We start from the raw sequence: 18,698 nt of genomic DNA on the forward strand, positions 1-18,698 counted from the left end.
AAGGCGTAATCGGCGGATATGCTTCAAGCCAGCGCCGCCTTTCTTTCGCCCGCCCGCCCGCGTGCCGTCGCGCGCTGGCTGATCCTGGTCGCGGCGCTGATCGTGGTGATGGTGGTCGTCGGCGGGATCACCCGGCTGACCAATTCCGGGCTGTCGATCACGCAGTGGAAGCCGGTCACGGGGATCGTGCCGCCGTTGAACGACGCGCAATGGCAGGCCGAATTCGCCAATTACAAGCGCATCCCCGAATATCGCCAGATCAACGCGGGCATGACGCTGGCGGGGTTCAAGGCGATCTTCTTCTGGGAATATCTGCACCGCGCGCTGGGCCGCGTCATCGGCCTGGCGTTTGCGCTGCCGCTGGTCTGGTTCGCGATCCGGCGGCGGATTCCGGCGGGATATGGCTGGCGGCTGACCGCGCTGCTGGCGCTGGGCGGGCTGCAAGGTGCGATCGGCTGGTGGATGGTCGCCTCCGGCCTGGCGGTGCGGACCGACGTCAGCCACGTCCGCCTCGCGGTCCATCTGCTGACCGCGCTGACGATCCTCGCCGGGATCGTGTGGACCGCGCTCGATCTGCTGGCGTTGCACCGGGACCGGTCGGCGGCACCGGCGCGGCTGCGCGCGCCCGCACTGGCGGCGCTGGCGCTGCTGTTCGTGCAATTGCTCTACGGTGCCTTCACCGCGGGGCTGGACGCGGGCTATGCCTTTGCCAGCTGGCCGCTGATGGGCGACGCGCTGTTCCCGGCCGGCGTACCGATGGCCGATCCGGCGTGGCGCAACGCGATCGACAACCCGCTCGTCGTCCAGTTCATCCATCGCTGGTTCGCCTTCGCCGCCGCCGCCGGGCTGACCTGGCTCGCGGTGCGGGCGTGGCAGGGGGCGCCGCGTACCGCGCTGATCGTCGTGGCGCTGGTGGTCGTGCAGATGCTGCTGGGCATCGCCACCCTGCTTTCGGGGGTGCAGATCGACCTGGCGGTCGCGCACCAGGGCAATGCCGCGCTGCTGCTGATCGCGACCGTCTGCGCCGCCCATGCCCTGGGCAGCAACCGGGCGCGGTGAGCCGGTCTTCGCGCCGGGTAACGGGATACCCGTCAGCAAAGCCGCACTTTCCTTGACTTTCGGCCACGCCGGCGGCAATGGCCGTCCGTTCGCGCCGTCCGCCAGGGCGGCGCTGCTCGTTTGAAATCCGAAAGGTCAGCCCCATGAAGGCGCTCATGAAGACCACCAAGTCGGCCAAGCCGCATGAGGTGGAAAAGAAATGGCATATCGTCGATGCCGAGAATCTCGTCGTCGGTCGTGCTGCGGTGGTCATCGCCAACATCCTGCGCGGCAAGCACAAGACGTCCTTTACCCCGCACGTCGATTGCGGCGACAATGTCGTCGTCATCAACGCCGACAAGATTCGCTTTACGTCCAACAAGGCCGAGAAGAAGATCTACTACAAGCACACCGGCTATGCCGGCGGCATCAAGGGCGTGACCGCGGCCAAGGTGCTCGAGGGCCGCTTCCCCGAGCGCGTGCTGGAAAAGGCCGTCGAGCGGATGATTCCGCGCGGGCCGCTCGGCCGTGAGCAGATGCGCAACCTGCGCATTTTCAAGGGCACCGAGCATCCCCACACCGCCCAGAATCCGGAAGTCCTCGATATCGCGGGCATGAGCCGCAAGAACAAGGTGGGCGCATAATGACCGACAACCGCCAGTCCCTCGCCGATCTCGCCGCGCTGACGCAGGCGACCCCGGCACCTGCAGTCGCTCCCTCGGGCGGTGCATCGGCTCCCCAGGCCGAGGATTATCTCGCCGGCAACACGCCCGAGCCAGCCGCCCCGACGATGCCGCTGCGCGAGCAGATCATCGACAAGCAGGGTCGTGCCTATGCCACCGGTCGCCGCAAGGATGCCGTCGCCCGCGTCTGGCTGAAGCCCGGCACCGGCAAGATCACGATCAACGGCCGCGACCAGGAAGTGTATTTTGCACGCCCGACGCTGCGCCTCGTCCTCAACCAGGTGTTCGGCGTGACCGAGCGCGAGGGCCAGTATGACGTGGTCTGCACGGTCAAGGGCGGCGGTCTTTCCGGTCAGGCCGGCGCCGTGAAGCACGGCATCAGCCAGGCGATCACCCGCTACGAGCCGATCCTGCGCGCCCCCGTCAAGGCCGCCGGCTTCCTGACCCGCGACAGCCGCACCGTCGAGCGCAAGAAGTACGGCCGCGCCAAGGCACGCCGCAGCTTCCAGTTCTCCAAGCGCTGACGGACGTCGGATGGCGCACGCCATCCGGTGCCGCACGCGATAGTCTACCAGGGCGGTCCGGCGACGGGCCGCCCTGTTGCCGTCAGGGCCGGGTCGATCTCACGGAGATCAAATCGCCCCCACGGCCCGACCTTATGGGATAATGGGTGGTCGGTCAGCACGGCTTCATCCCCGCCCCGGAGTGGTTTGGCATCACTCCCTTCTCTACTGGGCTCCTGCGAAAGCAGGAGTCCAGGATGGCAGGTCGCACCGTCGGTGGCTGTGGAGTCCTGCTTTCGCAGGAGAACAGATGCCGGAAGGCGAGGCTCGGCTGGTCCTAGAGTCGTTTGCGACCACGTTGACACGCGATAGCCCCTACCCTTCAGGAGTGCCGGGTGAACCGCGCCCCGCGCGGTTCAGGTCAGGCCGGGGGCCTGGCCGACCCGGCACTGGGTTGGGGTGGGGGCTTCCGCAGGCTGTATCGCTCGTGGAGAGCCCCCACCCCCAGCCCCTCCCCTGAAGGGGAGGGGAGGAAACCTGGCCGCGAACGACTCTAGTTGGCGCAGGTTGGCAAGAGATTTCAGTCTAAACCGTTCGTCCTGAGAGCCGCTGAGCGAAGTCGAAGCGGCGTCTGGAAGGGCAGGTGAGTCCCCACGCCCTTGAAACCGGCCGTTGCACCCGGGTAAGCCTCTCCGCTCGAACGAGCCAAACCAGGGCAAGCCAACGTCCTGCGCCCGGCTCAGCCGGCCGGCACCGCCCGCCGGATCGCGGCCAGCACCTGACGAGGATCGAACGGCTTGGAGACGAACATCGCGTTTACCGGCAGTTGCTGTACGCTGGGTCTCGCCACGCCCGATGCCACGACCAGCAGCGTCGGCGGATAACGATCACGAACGTAATGCGCCAGTTTCACGCCGTCCATCGAACCCGGCATCTGGACATCGGTCAGCACGATCCGGATCGTCGGGTTGGTTTCCAGCACGGTGATCGCGTGGTCGGCGCTTTCGGCATCGAACACCTGGAAACCGGCATCTTCGAAAAAATCGACGAGGTCGAACCGGACGATCGCTTCGTCATCGACGATCAGAATGGCGGTCCGCTCCAGAATCTGGGCGGCCATCTTATGCACTCGCCATCGCGTCGGCCTTGGGCATGGGCGCGTCGATCCTGAACACCAGTCCCGCGGGATGGTAGTCGAGCGACGTTTCGCCGCGAAAATAGGATTGCAGCGATCGTTCGATCATCCTGGAACCAAATCCCTGCCGCTTCGGTGGTGATACCGGCGGGCCACCAGCTTCCTGCCACAAAAAGGTGAAACGCCCGTTACCTTCATTATGGTCCGGATCGCACGTCCATTTCACCGCAACGGTTCCAGTGTCGTTCGATAGCGCGCCGTATTTATAGGCGTTGGTCGTCAATTCATGGAGCGCCAGGGTCAGCGCCAGGGCGATCTGCGATCCGAGTTCGATGTCGGGTCCGTCCAGCGTGACGCGATCGGTGAACCCCTCGATCGAGGTCAGCCCTGCGCGGGCAATGTCGCGCAACGTGGCGCTCTGCCACGCCGTTGCCGTCAGCACGTCCGTCGCCTTGCCCAGTGCCGCCAATCGCGCGGAAAAGGCCGCGCCGGCATCTTCCAAGCTGTCCGCCCTCCGGAAGGTCTGGCTCGCGATCGACTGCACCAGGGTGAGTATGTTCTTCAGCCGGTGCCCCAATTCGCCGTTGAGCAGCCGCTGCTGCTCCTGCGCTGCCATCAAGGCCGTCGTGTCGCGCGACACCGAAAGGATGCGATCTGGCAGCCCCGTGGGGCCAGGTATCGGCGAAACCGATACGTCCCACCATCGCGGCGTCCCCCGGAAGGTATCGGCCTTGGCGACGAAGTGACTTGGCTGCCCCCGCCTCGCCGCCGCAAGCGCTTCGAGCGCTTCGGCATTCCCCACATCGCGCCAGAAATCGGGCCACGGGCAGCCCTTTACCGCCTCGAAGTCCGCAATCTCCATGACCTTCATGCCGCCTTCGCTCATGAAGGTCAGGCGGCCCTCCAGGTCGAGCACCTTGATGCAATCGGTCGAACTCGCCAGCACGCTGGACAGGAACGCCGCGCGCTCGGCCAGTTCCGCTGCGACCATGCGCGTGCGCCGCAACCCGGCGCGCAGTTCGCCTGCCAGAAAAGCGACGCCGAAAGCGACCAAAAGGAACAGCAGCGAGCCGGTCCATTGCGGGCCGTTCAGCCACAAGGGCTCGGCAGGGCTGGCGAGCGATACGCCTGCCAGCACCGCGGACAGCACGCTCGCATAGATCGCGGGCGCCTCGGCGAGCGTCAGCCCGATTATCAGAATGGCCGGAATGAACAGCAACCAAGGCAGAATCGACGTGACGAACAGCGCGCGAAGGATGGCGACCGCAACGATCAGCGCTGTCGCCGCAGCATAGCGGACGATCGGCGACTGCGGATGATCGATCGACCATCCGACGATCCCGTCGAAGAAGGGCAGTCCCTCGGTTCTCGTCATCTGTCCCGCTGTGCCCCGACCCAGCCATCCTTACGACCGAAAGCCGATGGGGACAACGGCGCGGCAGTTCACATCCGCACCACGCGCGTGCCGATCCGCTCTGCCTCCTCGGGATCATGCGTCACCATCAGGATCGGCAGGCCCGCTTCGTCGCGCACGCGCTCGATGGCGCGCATCGCCTCTTCGCGCCGCGTGCGGTCCAGCGAGGCGAGGGGTTCGTCGAGCAGCAGGAAACGAGCGTCGCTGAGCAGGGCGCGGCCGATCGCGACGCGTCGTGCTTCACCGCCCGACAAGGTGCGCGGCCAGCGATCGAGCACATGCGCGATGTCGAGCATCGCCACCGTCGCGGCCAGCCGCGCGTCGGTGCGGGCACCGTAGAGCAGGTTGGCGCGGACCTTCAGATGCGGGAACAGCCGCGGTTCCTGGAAGACATAGCCCGCGCGACGGCGCTCGGGCGGCAGGTCGATTCCCGCGCCGAACAGCGTCTCCCCGCCGACCCGGACGTGGCCGCTATCGGGCCGCAGCAGCCCGGCCACCATGTCGAGCACGCTGGTCTTGCCGATCCCGGACGGCCCGAACAGCACCGTCGCGCCCGTGCCCGCCACGAATGCCACGCGCACCTCCGCCTCTCCGCGGCGCACCGCGACGTCGATGTCAAAGGACACGGACACCCCGCCCGCTGCGTCGCGCCAGTGCTTCGGATGCGACCAGCGCCGCCAGGCTCAGCGCCACCGACACGGCCGCCAGCCGCCACACGGTCGCCTCTCCCCCCGGCCGCTGGAGCGCCGCATAGATCGCCAGCGGTAGCGTCTGCGTCTCGCCGGGGACGTTGGCGACGAAGGTGATCGTCGCCCCGAACTCGCCGATCGACCGTGCAAAGCCCAGCACCAGCGCGGCCAGCACGCCGGGCATCGCCAGCGGCAGCGTGATCGTCCGCGTCACCCGCGCGCGCGATGCGCCGAGCGTGCGCGCCGCCTGCTCCAGTCGCGGATCGACCCCTTCCAGCCCCAGCCGGATGCCGCGCACCATCAGCGGCAACGCCATCACCCCCGCCGCGATTGCCGCACCCGTCCAGCGAAAGAGGACGCTCGCCCCGAACCACGTCTGCAGCCACCCGCCGATCGGCCCCGCCGGCGCGAACGCCAGCAGCAGCACCCAGCCGGTCACCACCGGTGGCACGACCAGCGGCAGATGGACGATCGCATCGAGCAGCACCCGCCCCGGAAACCGCCAGCGCGCCAGCACCCACGCCAGCGCGAACGCCACCGGCAGCGTCCCCGCACACGCCACCCCGCCGACCAGCAGCGTCAGCCGCACGATCCCCCATTCCTCGGGCGAGAGGAGGGAAATCATCGCGGCCGGGTGAAGCCGTGTCGCGTCAGGATCGCCACGCCCTCACGCGACAGCAGGAACCGCCGGAACCCTTCCGCCTCGGCGCTGCCCCCAGTCAGTCGCGCGATCGGATAGCGGATCGGCGGATGGCTGCCCGTCGGAAACACGCCCGCGATCCGCACCCGGCCGCTCGCGCGTGCATCGGTGGCATAGACGATGCCATAGGGCGCCGCGCCACGCTCGACCAGCGCCAGCGCCGCCCGCACATTCTCGGCCCGCACGACATGCGGCGCCACCTGCGCCCACGCCCCCAGCCGCGTCAGCGCAGCTTGGCCGTATCGCCCCGCCGGCACTCCGGCGGGATCGGCCATCGCCACCGGCCCGCGCGACAACACCCGCCCCAGCGTGCGCAGGGTCAGCCGCTCGGCCGTCCCCCGCGCCGCCACCACGACCAGCCGGTTGCCCGCGATGTCGGCGCGCGTGCCGGGCACGATCCGGCCGGCCTTGGCCACCACGTCCATCCACGCCCGGTCGGCGGAGGCGAACAGGTCTGCCCGCGCCCCCGCCTGCACCTGACGCGCCAGCGCGGACGACGCCGCATAGGACAATATCGGCCGCGGATGTCCTTTTCGCGCCCAGGCACTGGCCGCGGCGTCGAACGCCTCCTGCAGGCTCGCCGCCGCCAGCACCAGCGGCCCCCGCGGCGCCTGCGCCCATGCCGGAGCCGCGGCCATGGCGATCAGGGCGGACAGAAGCAGGCGGCGGCGCATGGGCGGCTCTTCGCACCGTGCGCGAAATGATACAACGCCCTCTGTCCTACAGCCGCGCGCTGTGCCTAATAGCGTGTCGCCATGAAGAACCGCACCCCGGTCCGCAGCGACCATTCCGCCCAGGACGCGCATCTGCCCGTCCCCGCCTTCACCCCGGTCACGCGCCGCAAGCCGCGCCACGACGGCTGGACCGCCGATCGCCAGCGCGCCTTCATCGCCGCGCTCGCCGAGACCGGATCGGTCAGCCACGCCGCGGCGCGCATCAACATGGCCAAGGAGGGCGCGTACCAGCTGCGCATGGCTCCCGGCGCCGACTCGTTCCGCAAAGCCTGGGCCGCCGCGCTCGATTACGGGGTCCAACAGCTCGCCGACCTGGCCATCGACCGCGCCCGCGAAGGCGTGCCCGTCCCCGTCTTTTACAACGGCGAGCAGGTCGGCGAGAAGCGCGCCTACAACGATCGGCTGCTGATGTTCATCCTGCGCCACCACATGCCCGGAAAATACGGTCCCGCGCTGGCCGGCGGCACCCGGTCGCAGGCCACGATCGAGCGCGAGGCCGCCGAGAACTGCCCCACCTGTCGCGCCGCCCGCGAGGAGGTCGTGGACGACAAACCATCCGACGAAGCCGAGGCCTGGCTCGACAGGGTTCTCAAGCTCTATTTCGGCAAGGTCGGCCAGGAGCATGCCGAACGCCGCGCCGGCCGATGGCAAGCCGCCGACTTCTTCCTGCGCCAACTCACCCATATCGAACTGATCCTCGATCTGGGCGGCCGCAGCGGCGAACTGATTACCCGCTTCACGTCCGATCCGGAGGGCAAGAAGAGCAATCTCTACGCCAGCGACCTCAGCCACCACCTCGCCGCCCAGCGCGCGGAAATATGGGCCGCCGCCAAGGCCCAACCTCGCCCGCCGGTCCGCCTGCCGCGCGTTCTGCCGAGTGCGGGAATGTGGAGCGGCAACACCTACGCCGCGCGCGAAGCCGCCCGCCAAGCCTGCGAAGCCCGCATCGCCGCCGCCCAGGACGAATGGGAAGCCGCATGCGAGGAGGCGACCTGGCGGGCATGGTGCGAGGGGCGGTGAGGGGGGCGACCAGTGGCCGTTGGCAGATGGGCGGGTTCTGATCCTGGCAGAGCAATTGGAATCCCCAAGCCGATCTACTCTCCGCCAAGCCTCAGCCAACTGAAAGCTTCCCGAAAGTCATAGGATCGCACGACTTTCCCGGAGTTCAATTTATCCTTGCGATAGTCAGCGCGGCTGCCCCAGGCAGCTTCGGCCTCAGCCACGCGCGCGCGGCAAAGCGCCAGGATTGATTCACGCACGGGAAAACGATCGACGATGTCCTTCGTAACGTGAAAACCATCGCCGACGCTTCGCCAATATTCGAAGAACAGCGGCGATGCGAGGATTTGAAGCAAGACCATCGAGTCTGCCGTGTCACGCGTGGCGATGGCCATGCTCGAAGGGCACGGCTCCATCACCTCGCGGATACCAATGAAGTTGCGCGCCACACTCGCTAAGGCAAAGCATGGCATGCTCGTTTTGCTCAAGAACGTCCCAAGCGGCCGTGATCCCTCGGACGGCATCAGATATTGCAGCAATCCGTCGCAGCTCGGACGAGGTATCTGGTCGTCGTGCACGTAAGACTTATAGTCGCGATAGTCCGGCGCGGTCGTGAGAACGGTCGCTCTGTCCGCTCGCGGCCAACGACGCAGGCTGGCGGACCGGCGCAGCGCGGGGTCGCCACCGAGCATCAGGATCGTGCAGCGTTGGCTGTTTGCCTTGTTGCTGTTCCCGCTCTCGGGCTTGCCTGCCTGAAACAGGCAGTCGGGGATGTTGTCGTAACTCGAGACCTGAATGCCGAGGCCGCAGGAGTTCAGCCTTCGGCGTAGTGGTTTGTAATCGCGGCTAAAGCAGATCGACAGCGGCAGGATAAGACCGATCGCCTTGTCGCGGGCCGGATAGTCCAGCATGGCCTCAAGGAAGGAGGCGAACAGGTTTCGCCATCTTGAACTACTCGGATTGCTCACGAACGGCGGGTTGCCGATGAAGCATACGCGATCAAAAGACGTTTCGTTGACCCAATCCAGAAAGTCGCGCTGCACAAGGACTATTCCACTCAGGTCCAGGCCCAAGGCCGCCTCGATCTCCGCTATCTTGGCGTTGACGAAGCGCAGTGCAGCAAGATTGAGGTCGATGACGCTCATGCTGAGTCGTTCCAGGTCCGAAGGGAGAACCCCCAGGGCCAAAGCCTTGCGAAGCAACGTAAAGACGAAGATCCCGGCCCCCGCCGATGGCTCGACGAAGCGCGTGCGCAGTATAAAGCTGGTCAGCTGGTCGGCGCTGCGGATATCATGCAGCCTGAAGAACTGGTCCCAAACGTGGTCGGCAACATCGGCGGGCGTATAGAAGGAGCCGCTTGCCTTTCGTCCGAGCGCCGATGCCTTTGGCGCGTGCGCGACGAGGTTCTGCTCGGCGCGCTCAGTCTTGGCGATTACGCGGTCAAGCGTCGATTCCCAACCTGATCCGAAATCCTTTCTCGAGGAAGCCGTCGTCCGGGCGGCTAGGGGCATGGTCAGGCACCTTATACTGGTTGGCGGCCAGGGAAGCGATGGCGTCCAGGCCGGTGGCCTGCCCGATGTTCTTGAGATGTTCAACCCTTGCATGGTTCAGATGCAACTTACCTCCGGTAATCGGCAAGAGCAAAGCGTCGTCATACAGCCTGTGATGCTCGACGCACAGCGCGAGGCCATTGCTGACCGAGTCGATGCAATTAGCATGGCTGTGTGGAACGATATGTGCTGCTTGGACGAGGCCGAGTTGTCGTCCGCACACGCAGCATGCACCGCCATATGCTTGCATGACTGCATCGCGAAAAGCCGGATTGCGCGCAAAGGCCGTGCGGGTGGAGACGATTAGCCGACGTGCATCACCAAGCGTAACTTCGAACTGTTTCGTTCCACTCAACCCATCGGCGGCTACGAACGCGCTGACTTGACTTATCGCTGAACGGAGTTCAGCCGCACTCTTGCTCGCGTGCAGCGCGCGCCAGTTTTCCAGATAGACTCCGAGAAACTCGGAACGCAAACTGACTTTTGTGGTCTTGCGTTGTAATTTAAGAGCTGGAGCTATGTCGATAGCCGCCTGGCTCTGAGCCGCTTTTTCACCGTCTGATAATGGAACGTAAACCGTAACATAGTCTTGCGGCTGCAATGAAAGTACATACTCCGGTTCCCACCCCGCAAATACGCCGTCTTTCGGAAAGAATCCGATGAAGAGTGGGATATCGCCGACTGTTTGGCGCTGGCGCTGCAGATTGATCGTTGCCCGTGGAACTTGGATACGCCACTCGTCGGCATTAGCACGGGCGGCAAAGTGAATTTCCGAAGCATGGACTGAGTAGCGTTGGCCATTCACCAGAACAAGGTAAGGATTGGTCGCGCTGAGCAGCAAAAAATCTTGTGTGTAGGCCCGAAGGGCATCTGCGAGCAGGAATTGCATCGAGCGCTCGTTGATCCCCATCACAGGTGCTCCAGGAGGTGCCCGACCATTGCCTTGCCGAGCAGGCAAGGAACGGCGTTTCCTATCTGCTTCTGTATCGCCCGCCGGCTTCCCGCAAACTTGTAACCCTTGGGAAAGGTCTGGATGGCGGCCGCTTCCGGTACTCTCAAGCGCCGATTGGTCCAGTGGAACGGTCCAACCCAGGGTCCAGGCTGTGCGGCGATCGTAATCGACGGCAAATCAGGATGGAGCTTATGAAGAAAGTTCCAGAAGCGACCGCCGGACCGGAATGTCCTGCCGCTATAGCCTTCCAGGCGGCTCAGCGCGATATAGTTTGCGCCGGGAGGGACAGCTACCAACTCCTTGTAATAAGTGCCGTGTTCGGCACTTTCGCTCGGCTCGGAATAGCTCGCATCTCCAAACTCGGAAATGAATTCGCCTACGCCAAGATACGCGGCAATTCCGCTCCGGTCGGGTTGTGCCGCGTGCGTCGGTACAGGTGGGGGCACCGCTGTTCCGTTCTTGCGGACGCCGAATACGAAGACACGCTTGCGCTTCTGGGGAACACCAAAGTCGGCGGCGTTCGCGCGATACGTGGTGCAACGATAACCCAGCCCTTCCGCCATCGCCAGGAAATCGTGGAGGCTCTGCTTGTTGGTCGGGTGAAGCAAGCTGTCGACGTTCTCGAACAAAAAACCGTTCGGCTGCACTTCTGACACCGTGCGTAGAAACTCGGAAAGCATGTTGCGTGGATCGCGCTCGATCAACCTGTTTTCGTTCTTTACCCAGTAGCCGTTCTTGGAAAAGGGCTGGCACGGCGGGCCGCCGATCACGATCCTGTCATCTCCGTCCCTAAACGGACGAAAATCTACATCGGCGATGCTGCGCTCATATACGATGCCTGCTGATCGCCCGACGTTGAGACGAAGTGTCTGTGCGGCATCAGGATCATTTTCAACGCAAGCCTGAAAGTGAACGCCTGCCTGCTTTGCTCCGACGTCAAGTCCTCCTGCACCCGAGAACAAGCTGATGCACTGTACTTTACTCACGATACCCCCGAACCTTCCTGTTCACCCATCATCCCCCATCCTCAACGCGGCGATGAACGCCTCCTGCGGGATGCTCACCGAGCCGTATTCCCGCATCTTCAACTTGCCCTTCTTCTGCTTGTCCAGCAGCTTGCGCTTGCGGGTCGCGTCGCCGCCATAGCATTTGGCGGTCACGTCCTTGCGCATCGCGCTGATCGTCTCGCGCGCGATCACCTTGCCGCCGATCGCCGCCTGGATCGGGATCTTGAACAGGTGGCGCGGGATCAGTTCCTTCAGCCGCTCCACCATGCCGCGCCCGCGTGTCTCCGCGGTGCCGCGGTGGACGATCATGCTCAGCGCGTCGACCGGCTCCTCGTTGACCAGGATGCCCATCTTGACGAGGTCGCCCTCGCGGTAGCCGATCTGATTATAGTCGAAGCTGGCATAGCCCTTCGAAAGGGACTTCAGCCGATCGTAGAAGTCGAACACCACTTCGTTGAGCGGCAGTTCGTACGTCGCCTGCGCGCGCCCGCCGACATAGGTCAGGTTCTTCTGGATGCCGCGCCGGTCCTGGCACAGCTTCAGGACGCTGCCGAGATATTCGTCGGGGACGTAGATCGTCGCCTCGATCCACGGTTCGGCGATCGACGCGATCTTGTTTGGCTCCGGCATATCCGCGGGGTTGTGCAGGTCGATCTGGGTGATGCCGGCGGGATCGGGATGGCTCAGCTCGATCTGGTACACCACGCTCGGCGCGGTCGTGATGAGGTCGAGATCATATTCGCGCGTCAGCCGCTCCTGGATGATCTCCAGATGCAGCAGCCCCAGGAAGCCGCAGCGAAAGCCGAAGCCCAGCGCGGCGCTGGTTTCCATCTCGAAACTGAAACTGGCGTCGTTTAGGCGCAGCTTGCTGATGCTCTCGCGCAATTTCTCGAAGTCGTTGGCGTCAACCGGGAACAGGCCGCAGAAGACGACCGGCTGGACCTCCTCGAACCCGGGCAGCGGTTCGGCGGCGGGGCGTTTCGCGTCGGTGATCGTGTCGCCGACGCGGGTCTGCGCGACTTCCTTGATCTGCGCGGTGATGAAGCCGACCTCGCCGGTCGCCAATTCGGTCAATTGCTCGATCTTGGGGCGGAAGCATCCGACGCGGTCGACCAGGTGGACCGTCTCGGTCTGCATGAACTTGATCTGCTGGCCCTTTTTCAGGATGCCGTCCATGACGCGGACCAGGATCACGACCCCCAGATACGGGTCGTACCAGCTGTCCACCAGCATCGCCTTCAGCGGCGCGGCGGCGTCGCCCTTGGGCGGCGGTATCCGGGTGACGATCGCCTCCAGGATGTCGGGGATGCCGATCCCGGACTTGGCCGACGCCAGCACCGCGCCGCTGGCGTCGATGCCGATGACGTCCTCGATCTCCTTGCGCACCTTTTCCGGCTCGGCCGCGGGCAGGTCGATCTTGTTGATGACGGGGACAATCTCGTGGTCGTGCTCGATCGACTGATAGACGTTGGCCAGCGTCTGCGCCTCGACCCCTTGCGCCGCGTCGACGACCAGCAAGGCACCCTCGCAGGCGGCCAGCGCGCGGCTGACCTCATAGGCGAAATCGACATGGCCCGGCGTGTCCATGAGGTTCAGGACATAATCCTCGCCGTCCTTGGCCTTATAGGCCAGGCGCACCGTCTGCGCCTTGATCGTGATCCCACGTTCCTTCTCAATGTCCATGTTATCAAGGACTTGCTCGGACATTTCGCGGTCGGTCAGCCCGCCGGTGGCCTGGATCAGCCGATCGGCCAGCGTCGACTTCCCATGGTCGATATGCGCGATGATAGAGAAGTTACGAATGCGGTCGAGCGGAGTGGACATGGGGGGAGCGCCTAGCGCAGGGCCGTCGCCAGTGCTAGTCAGCCGAGAGCAACGGCGGCCGGATGTTTACGCGTTCTGCCGGCACCCGGATCGCTCGATCGCGTGAAGGACGTTGATGAAGCGGTGCGATCCTTCGCCGCCGACCACCATCCAATTCACGCCCCGCCGCTCCAACTCGCGCTTCGACAGATCGAAGAAGCGTCGCCGCGCGTCGTCGGTGCCGAACATCCTCGTCCCGTCCTCTACCCAGGGCAGGTCGATGTCGAGCAGCAGATACAGGTCGGCGTAATTGTCCCACCGGTCGAACCATGGATCGCGGCGCCCGAACAACATGTCGGCCCACACTGCCGTCATAAGGGGGTCGGTATCCAGGATCACGGGATGATCGCCGGAGGCCACCGCGGCGCGCACCTTCGAATCGTGCGCGTGGGCGATCATCACCAGGTCCGCCATGGTCAGTTCGGTGCCGAATGCCTCGCAATAGGTACGGCCGAACTCCGCGACGCATTTGGTGTCGAAATGCTGCGCCAGCCGCTGGGTCATGGTCGACTTTCCCGTGCTCTCGGGGCCATGCAGACAAACGGTGCGCAGCATCAGGCGAACACCGTCCCGCAACCGGCCCGATTGCGCCGCGCCGCCGCGCGCCAGTCCATCAGACCCCACACTGCCAATGCCAGAAAGATCACGTACAACACCGCCATCAGCCACAATCCCTTCGCCGCGTAGAGTCCGACCGACGCGATGTCGATGGCGATCCACAAGTGCCAATTCTCGATCCAGCGCCGCGCCATCATCACCTGCGCCGCTATGCTCGCCATCGCGATGCCGGCGTCGATCCAGGGGTATGCGGCATCGGTAAGCCGCGCCATCGTCAGCCCCCAGGCCAGCGTTGCCGCTACCACGCCGATCCCCCACGCCAGTCGATCGCGGGCCGGCATTGCGACCACCGTGACCTCGCCGTCATGCGCGGCATGGCGCAGCCACTGCCGCCACCCATAAGCGTTCGCGATAAGAAAGAAGCCCTGGAGCAGCATGTCGCTATAAAGCCGTGCATCGAAGAAGACGACTGCGCTCACCGCCACCATCACGATCCCGAACGGAAAATTCCAGACGCTCCGCCGCACCACCAGAACGATGGTGACGATGCCCAGGACGAACGCGATCGCTTCCAACGTACCCACGTCCGCCACCTAGCATTCGTGTGCCGCAATGGCAGCCTCGAGTCCTTACAAATGCCGGTTTCCGCGGCCGATTACGTCCCTTGCGCACCGGCGAGCCGCTGGCTATACGCCCGCCTCCAAGCACCGCCCGCGCGTGTCAATCGACCGTTCGGATTCCGTCGGGGAGTAGCTCAGCCTGGTAGAGCACTGCCTTCGGGAGGCAGGGGCCGGAGGTTCGAATCCTCTCTTCCCGACCACTCATCCGTCCGATTATACCAAAGCCCGCGCCATCCGCATCATCGGCACCGCGATCCCGTCCACGTCGGCCGCGAACGCCTCCACCTCGGTATAGCCGCACGCGCGGTACAGTGGCACGCCCGCCAGCGTCGCCATCAGTTCGGCGCGCGCAAAGCCCGCCCCACGCGCCGCATCTTCGCACGTGCGCAGGATCGTGCCGCCGATGCCGCGGCGGACGTGCGCCGGATCGGTGTACATCGCGCGGATGCGGGCCGGCTCGCGCGCCGGATCGAGCATGCGAGCATCGCGCGGCACCACGCCTGCGTCGCCACCGAACAGCGTCGCGCGCCGGCTCCATCCGCCGCATCCGGCCAGCAGGCCGTCGATTTCGGCGACCAGATAGGTGCCGTCCGACACCAGCTGCCGGTCCAGCCCCATGACCTGGTGGCTGGCGACGACCTGCGCGGGCGTCAGCACGTCGTTCTGGAGCATGGCGATCGCACGATCCATGAGCGCGGCGATCGCAGGTATGTCGTTTTCGGAAGCCCAGCGGTATGCAATCATCATATCGCGGTTCCGCTCAGCCCCATGGGCCGTCAAGTCGGTGCGACCAATCGACACCCCGTTCCGGCTCGGCTAGATATGGGAGAATGACCGATCTTCCCGCAACACCTCTGCTCGATACCGTCGCCACGCCCGCCGATCTGCGCCGACTCGCGCCCGAGCAGCTGCGCCAGCTCGCCGATGAACTGCGCGCCGAGACGATCTCGGCAGTCGGAACCACCGGCGGCCATCTCGGCTCGGGGTTGGGCGTGGTCGAACTGACCGTCGCGATCCATTACGTTTTCGATACGCCGGGCGACAAACTGGTCTGGGATGTCGGCCATCAATGCTATCCGCACAAGATCCTCACCGGGCGGCGCGATCGTATCCGCACGTTGCGCACCGGCGGCGGGCTGAGCGGCTTCACCAGGCGCAGCGAGAGCGAATATGATCCGTTCGGCGCGGCGCATTCATCGACCTCGATCTCGGCGGCGCTGGGCTTCGCGACCGCCAGCAAGCTGCAGGGCGCCGCGGCCAAGGGCATCGCGGTGATCGGCGACGGCGCTATGTCGGCGGGCATGGCCTATGAGGCGATGAACAATGCAGGGGCCGCGGGCAACCGGCTGGTCGTGATCCTCAACGACAACGACATGTCGATCGCGCCGCCGGTGGGGGGGCTGAGCGCCTATCTCAGCCGCATGGTGTCGAGCCGCGAGTTCCTGGGGCTGCGCGAGTTGATGAAGCGGTTCGCGCGCAAGCTGCCGCGCCCGCTGCACACCGCCGCGCGCAAGACCGACGAATTCGCGCGCGGGATGACGATGGGCGGCACCTTGTTCGAGGAACTGGGCTTCTATTACGTCGGCCCGGTCGACGGCCACAATCTCGACCACCTGATCCCGGTGCTGGAGAACGTCCGCGACGCAGAGGAAGGACCGATCCTGGTCCATGTCGTTACCAAGAAGGGCAAGGGCTATGCGCCCGCCGAGGCGTCGGCGGACAAATATCACGGCGTCCAGAAGTTCGACGTTATCACCGGTGCCCAGGCCAAGTCGCCGCCGGGGCCGCCGCAATATCAGAACGTCTTCGGCCAGGCGCTGGTCGATGAAGCCGCCGGCGACCCCCGCATCTGCGCGATCACCGCGGCGATGCCGTCGGGCACGGGCCTCGACAAATTCGCCGCGGCCTATCCCGACCGCTTCTTCGACGTCGGCATCGCCGAACAGCATGCGGTGACCTTTGCCGCGGGCCTGGCGGCGCAGGGGATGCGGCCGTTCTGCGCGATCTATTCCACCTTCCTCCAGCGCGCCTATGACCAGGTCGTCCACGACGTCGCGATCCAGAACCTGCCCGTCCGCTTCGCGATCGACCGCGCCGGGCTGGTCGGCGCCGACGGGGCGACCCATGCCGGATCGTTCGACGTCACCTATCTGGCGACGCTCCCCAATTTCGTGGTGATGGCCGCCGCCGACGAAGCCGAGCTGGTCCACATGACCCACACCGCGGTGCTCCACGACAGCGGCCCGATCGCGGTTCGCTATCCGCGCGGCAACGGCACCGGCGTCGCACTGCCCGCCGCGCCCGAGCGGCTGGAGATCGGCAAAGGCCGCGTGGTGCGCGAGGGCAAGACCGTCGCGATCCTGTCGCTCGGCACCCGGCTGGGCGAGGCGCTGAAGGCCGCCGAGGTGCTGGAGGCCAAGGGGCTGTCGACCACGGTCGCCGACCTGCGCTTCGCCAAGCCGCTCGATGTCGCGCTTATCCGCCGCCTGCTGACCACCCATGAGGTCGCGGTGACGATCGAGGAGGGCGCGGTCGGCGGCATGGGCGCGCACGTGCTGACGATGGCGAGCGATGAGGGTCTGATCGACGGCGGTCTGAAACTGCGCACGATGCGTCTGCCTGACACCTTCCAAGACCAGGACAAGCCAGAGGTGCAATATGCCAAGGCCGGGCTGGACGCCGACGCGATCGTCGAAACCGTGCTGACGGCGCTGCGCCACAATTCCAGCGGGGTGGCCGAGGCGCGGGCTTGATTCGAATTCGTTGGAGCTTGGCCCCCGCGATCGTCCCCTTGCAAGGAAGGATCGCCACCCTGTCCGCTCCTGAAGAAAACGACACCGGCTTGCCCGCAAAAGCGCGATGATATACATTGACGGCACCGTATAGCAGGGAAGGGTGTCATGCAGGTCGCGAAATGGGGCAACAGCCTGGCGGTACGCATCCCTGCCGACGTGGCCCGCCTGCTCGATTTGAAGGAGGGCGACAACATCGACCTTTGCGCGCTCGACGGCGGCCAGATCGCGGTCATTACCGACCAGCAGCGCCGGGCCGAGGCGCTGAAGCGCCTGAGCGACTTGGCGGTGACCTTTCCTGCCGATTACAAGTTCGACCGCGACGACGCGAATGCCCGTTGAACGGCATTTCTTCGACAGCAACGTCCTTGTCTACACGATCGAACGCGACGCCCGGCGGCAGAGCATCGCGCAAGACCTCCTCGCCCAAGGCGGCGTAATCAGCGTTCAGTGCCTCAACGAATTCGCACGCGTCGCACATCGCAAGCTCGGCTTGTCCTGGCCCGAGGTCGAGCAGGCACGCGACGGCTTCCTGATCCTGTGCGAGCCGGTTCTGCCGCTCACCCTCGCCATCCACAAGGCGGGCATGTCGCTGGCATCGGCACTACGCCTGTCGATCTACGACGCGCTGATCGTCGCTGCGGCGCTGTCGGGGAATTGCGATGTCCTTTATTCCGAAGACATGCACGCCGGCCTCGTCATCGACGGGCGGCTGCGCATCGCGAACCCGTTCGCGCCCACCTGATCCAGCCCGCCCGATCCGTCAGCCGCGCAGATGCGGCGCGCCGTCCGCCGCCTTCGTCGCCAGGATCGCGCGGGCATCGCCCGGCGTGTGCGCGCGGCCCTGCCGGTCGCCGCTGGCGGCGATCACCCGTTCCAGCAGATCCTGCCCCTCGGCCCAGGCGCCGATCCCGCTCGCGGCGTTGAGATGCCCGAGCGCCCCGGCTTCGATGAACAGGCTGCCCCAGTCCGCCGCCATCGAATGCGCCCGCGCGATCGAGACCCAAGGGTCGTCGGTCGATGCGACCACGATCGAGGGGAACGGCAGCGGCACGCGCGGCACCGGCGCGAAGCCCGCCAGTTCGCGCTGGACCCCGGCGCGGTCGGCGTCGGCAGGCGCCACCAGCAGCGCGCCCGCCACCGGCCAGCCATAAGGCTGCGGCGAAAGCTGCGCCCACCACGCCACCGCCTGGCACCCCAGGCTGTGCGCGGCGAGCACCACCGGCGCGTCCGCCCGCCGGATCGCTTCGTCGAGCCGGGTCACCCAGGCATTGCGGTGCGGCGTATCCCACATGCCCAATTCGACCCGCAGCGTGTCGAGCCGCGTGCGCTCCCATAGGGTCTGCCAGTGCGCAGGCCCCGATCCGCCGAGGCCAGGCACGGTAAGGACGGTTGGACGAACGGCATCGAACGGTGCGAACGAACCCATCAGGCAGCTCCTTCTCCAAGGTGAAGGGCGTG

The 18,698-nt window shown here is 65.6% G+C and carries 20 protein-coding genes and 1 tRNA gene; 8 read left to right on the forward strand and 13 right to left on the reverse strand.

All coding sequences use genetic code 11. The annotated features are described in order from the left end of the window. Positions 1-18 precede the first annotated feature (18 nt). The 3 genes from VF643_RS15520 (at position 19) to rpsI (ending at position 2,245) form a co-directional block, all read left to right on the forward strand. Positions 19-1,059 carry a COX15/CtaA family protein gene (locus VF643_RS15520; protein ID WP_331044294.1) on the forward strand — a complete coding sequence of 347 codons (1,041 nt, stop codon included), beginning with the start codon at positions 19-21 and terminating at the stop codon, positions 1,057-1,059. 143 nt (positions 1,060-1,202) lie between these two features. Beyond that, entirely contained in the window at positions 1,203-1,682 is a 480-nt protein-coding gene (gene rplM / locus VF643_RS15525; protein WP_331044398.1) for a 50S ribosomal protein L13, read from the forward strand. Beyond that, on the forward strand, positions 1,682-2,245 hold the full coding sequence (gene rpsI, locus VF643_RS15530; protein ID WP_331044295.1) for a 30S ribosomal protein S9: 564 nt from the start codon (positions 1,682-1,684) through the stop codon (positions 2,243-2,245). The genes rplM and rpsI overlap by 1 nt, the downstream gene beginning before the upstream one ends. 718 nt (positions 2,246-2,963) lie before the next feature. On the opposite strand, the gene VF643_RS15535 is transcribed toward rpsI, so the two are convergent. From VF643_RS15535 to modA, 5 genes are all read right to left on the reverse strand, one after another. Next, positions 2,964-3,344, reverse strand: a complete 381-nt coding sequence (locus VF643_RS15535; RefSeq protein ID WP_331044296.1) for a response regulator — start codon at positions 3,342-3,344, stop codon at positions 2,964-2,966. 1 nt (position 3,345) lies between these two features. Further along, the gene (locus VF643_RS15540) at positions 3,346-4,734 is read right to left on the reverse strand and encodes a sensor histidine kinase (RefSeq protein ID WP_331044297.1); all 1,389 of its coding nucleotides are present in this window, start codon (positions 4,732-4,734) and stop codon (positions 3,346-3,348) included. A 68-nt stretch (positions 4,735-4,802) separates the two neighbouring features. Next, positions 4,803-5,399, reverse strand: a complete 597-nt coding sequence (locus VF643_RS15545; protein ID WP_331044298.1) for an ATP-binding cassette domain-containing protein — start codon at positions 5,397-5,399, stop codon at positions 4,803-4,805. After that, positions 5,389-6,087: a molybdate ABC transporter permease subunit gene (modB, locus tag VF643_RS15550; protein WP_331044299.1), complete on the reverse strand. Its 699-nt coding sequence runs from the start codon at positions 6,085-6,087 to the stop codon at positions 5,389-5,391. Before modB ends, VF643_RS15545 begins: the two co-directional genes overlap by 11 nt. Continuing rightward, positions 6,084-6,836: a molybdate ABC transporter substrate-binding protein gene (gene modA / locus VF643_RS15555; RefSeq protein ID WP_331044300.1), complete on the reverse strand. Its 753-nt coding sequence runs from the start codon at positions 6,834-6,836 to the stop codon at positions 6,084-6,086. Before modA ends, modB begins: the two co-directional genes overlap by 4 nt. 81 nt (positions 6,837-6,917) lie before the next feature. On the opposite strand from modA, the gene VF643_RS15560 reads away from it, so the two are divergent. After that, positions 6,918-7,916 carry a hypothetical protein gene (locus tag VF643_RS15560; RefSeq protein ID WP_331044301.1) on the forward strand — a complete coding sequence of 333 codons (999 nt, stop codon included), beginning with the start codon at positions 6,918-6,920 and terminating at the stop codon, positions 7,914-7,916. Positions 7,917-7,990: 74 nt separating this feature from the next. Here VF643_RS15560 and VF643_RS15565 read toward each other — a convergent pair whose 3' ends face one another. The 6 genes from VF643_RS15565 to pnuC all read right to left on the reverse strand — a co-directional run bounded on the left by VF643_RS15565 (position 7,991) and on the right by pnuC (position 14,409). Next, positions 7,991-9,406, reverse strand: a complete 1,416-nt coding sequence (locus VF643_RS15565; protein ID WP_331044302.1) for a hypothetical protein — start codon at positions 9,404-9,406, stop codon at positions 7,991-7,993. Next, a complete protein-coding gene (locus VF643_RS15570; RefSeq protein WP_331044399.1) occupies positions 9,336-10,355 on the reverse strand; it encodes an HNH endonuclease signature motif containing protein in 1,020 nt (339 codons plus the stop codon). The genes VF643_RS15565 and VF643_RS15570 overlap by 71 nt, the downstream gene beginning before the upstream one ends. Continuing rightward, positions 10,355-11,383, reverse strand: a complete 1,029-nt coding sequence (locus VF643_RS15575; RefSeq protein WP_331044303.1) for a DNA cytosine methyltransferase — start codon at positions 11,381-11,383, stop codon at positions 10,355-10,357. Before VF643_RS15575 ends, VF643_RS15570 begins: the two co-directional genes overlap by 1 nt. Positions 11,384-11,404: 21 nt before the next feature. Beyond that, entirely contained in the window at positions 11,405-13,228 is a 1,824-nt protein-coding gene (gene lepA / locus VF643_RS15580) for a translation elongation factor 4 (RefSeq protein WP_331044304.1), read from the reverse strand. A gap of 66 nt (positions 13,229-13,294) precedes the next feature. Further along, positions 13,295-13,822: an AAA family ATPase gene (locus VF643_RS15585; RefSeq protein WP_331044305.1), complete on the reverse strand. Its 528-nt coding sequence runs from the start codon at positions 13,820-13,822 to the stop codon at positions 13,295-13,297. Then, positions 13,822-14,409, reverse strand: coding sequence for a nicotinamide riboside transporter PnuC (pnuC, locus tag VF643_RS15590; protein WP_331044306.1), 588 nt, complete (start codon positions 14,407-14,409; stop codon positions 13,822-13,824). Before pnuC ends, VF643_RS15585 begins: the two co-directional genes overlap by 1 nt. Positions 14,410-14,568: 159 nt before the next feature. On the opposite strand from pnuC, the gene VF643_RS15595 reads away from it, so the two are divergent. Then, positions 14,569-14,645: transfer RNA gene (locus tag VF643_RS15595), tRNA-Pro, on the forward strand. Between the two features lie 13 nt (positions 14,646-14,658). Here VF643_RS15595 and VF643_RS15600 read toward each other — a convergent pair. Next, positions 14,659-15,192 (reverse strand): GNAT family N-acetyltransferase, encoded by a 534-nt coding sequence (locus tag VF643_RS15600; protein ID WP_331044307.1) that lies wholly within the window; start codon positions 15,190-15,192, stop codon positions 14,659-14,661. An 83-nt stretch (positions 15,193-15,275) separates the two neighbouring features. On the opposite strand from VF643_RS15600, the gene dxs reads away from it, so the two are divergent. The 3 genes from dxs to VF643_RS15615 all read left to right on the forward strand — a co-directional run bounded on the left by dxs (position 15,276) and on the right by VF643_RS15615 (position 17,982). Continuing rightward, positions 15,276-17,198, forward strand: a complete 1,923-nt coding sequence (gene dxs / locus VF643_RS15605; RefSeq protein WP_331044308.1) for a 1-deoxy-D-xylulose-5-phosphate synthase — start codon at positions 15,276-15,278, stop codon at positions 17,196-17,198. A 147-nt stretch (positions 17,199-17,345) separates the two neighbouring features. Then, positions 17,346-17,579: an AbrB/MazE/SpoVT family DNA-binding domain-containing protein gene (locus VF643_RS15610; protein WP_331044309.1), complete on the forward strand. Its 234-nt coding sequence runs from the start codon at positions 17,346-17,348 to the stop codon at positions 17,577-17,579. Continuing rightward, positions 17,569-17,982 (forward strand): PIN domain-containing protein, encoded by a 414-nt coding sequence (locus VF643_RS15615; RefSeq protein ID WP_331044310.1) that lies wholly within the window; start codon positions 17,569-17,571, stop codon positions 17,980-17,982. The genes VF643_RS15610 and VF643_RS15615 overlap by 11 nt, the downstream gene beginning before the upstream one ends. An 18-nt stretch (positions 17,983-18,000) precedes the next feature. Here VF643_RS15615 and VF643_RS15620 read toward each other — a convergent pair whose 3' ends face one another. Further along, positions 18,001-18,666 (reverse strand): RBBP9/YdeN family alpha/beta hydrolase, encoded by a 666-nt coding sequence (locus VF643_RS15620; protein WP_331044311.1) that lies wholly within the window; start codon positions 18,664-18,666, stop codon positions 18,001-18,003. Positions 18,667-18,698 lie beyond the last annotated feature (32 nt).

The sequence above is a fragment of the Sphingomonas sp. genome (genome assembly GCF_036387595.1).
In the GTDB taxonomy this organism is placed as follows: domain Bacteria; phylum Pseudomonadota; class Alphaproteobacteria; order Sphingomonadales; family Sphingomonadaceae; genus Sphingomonas.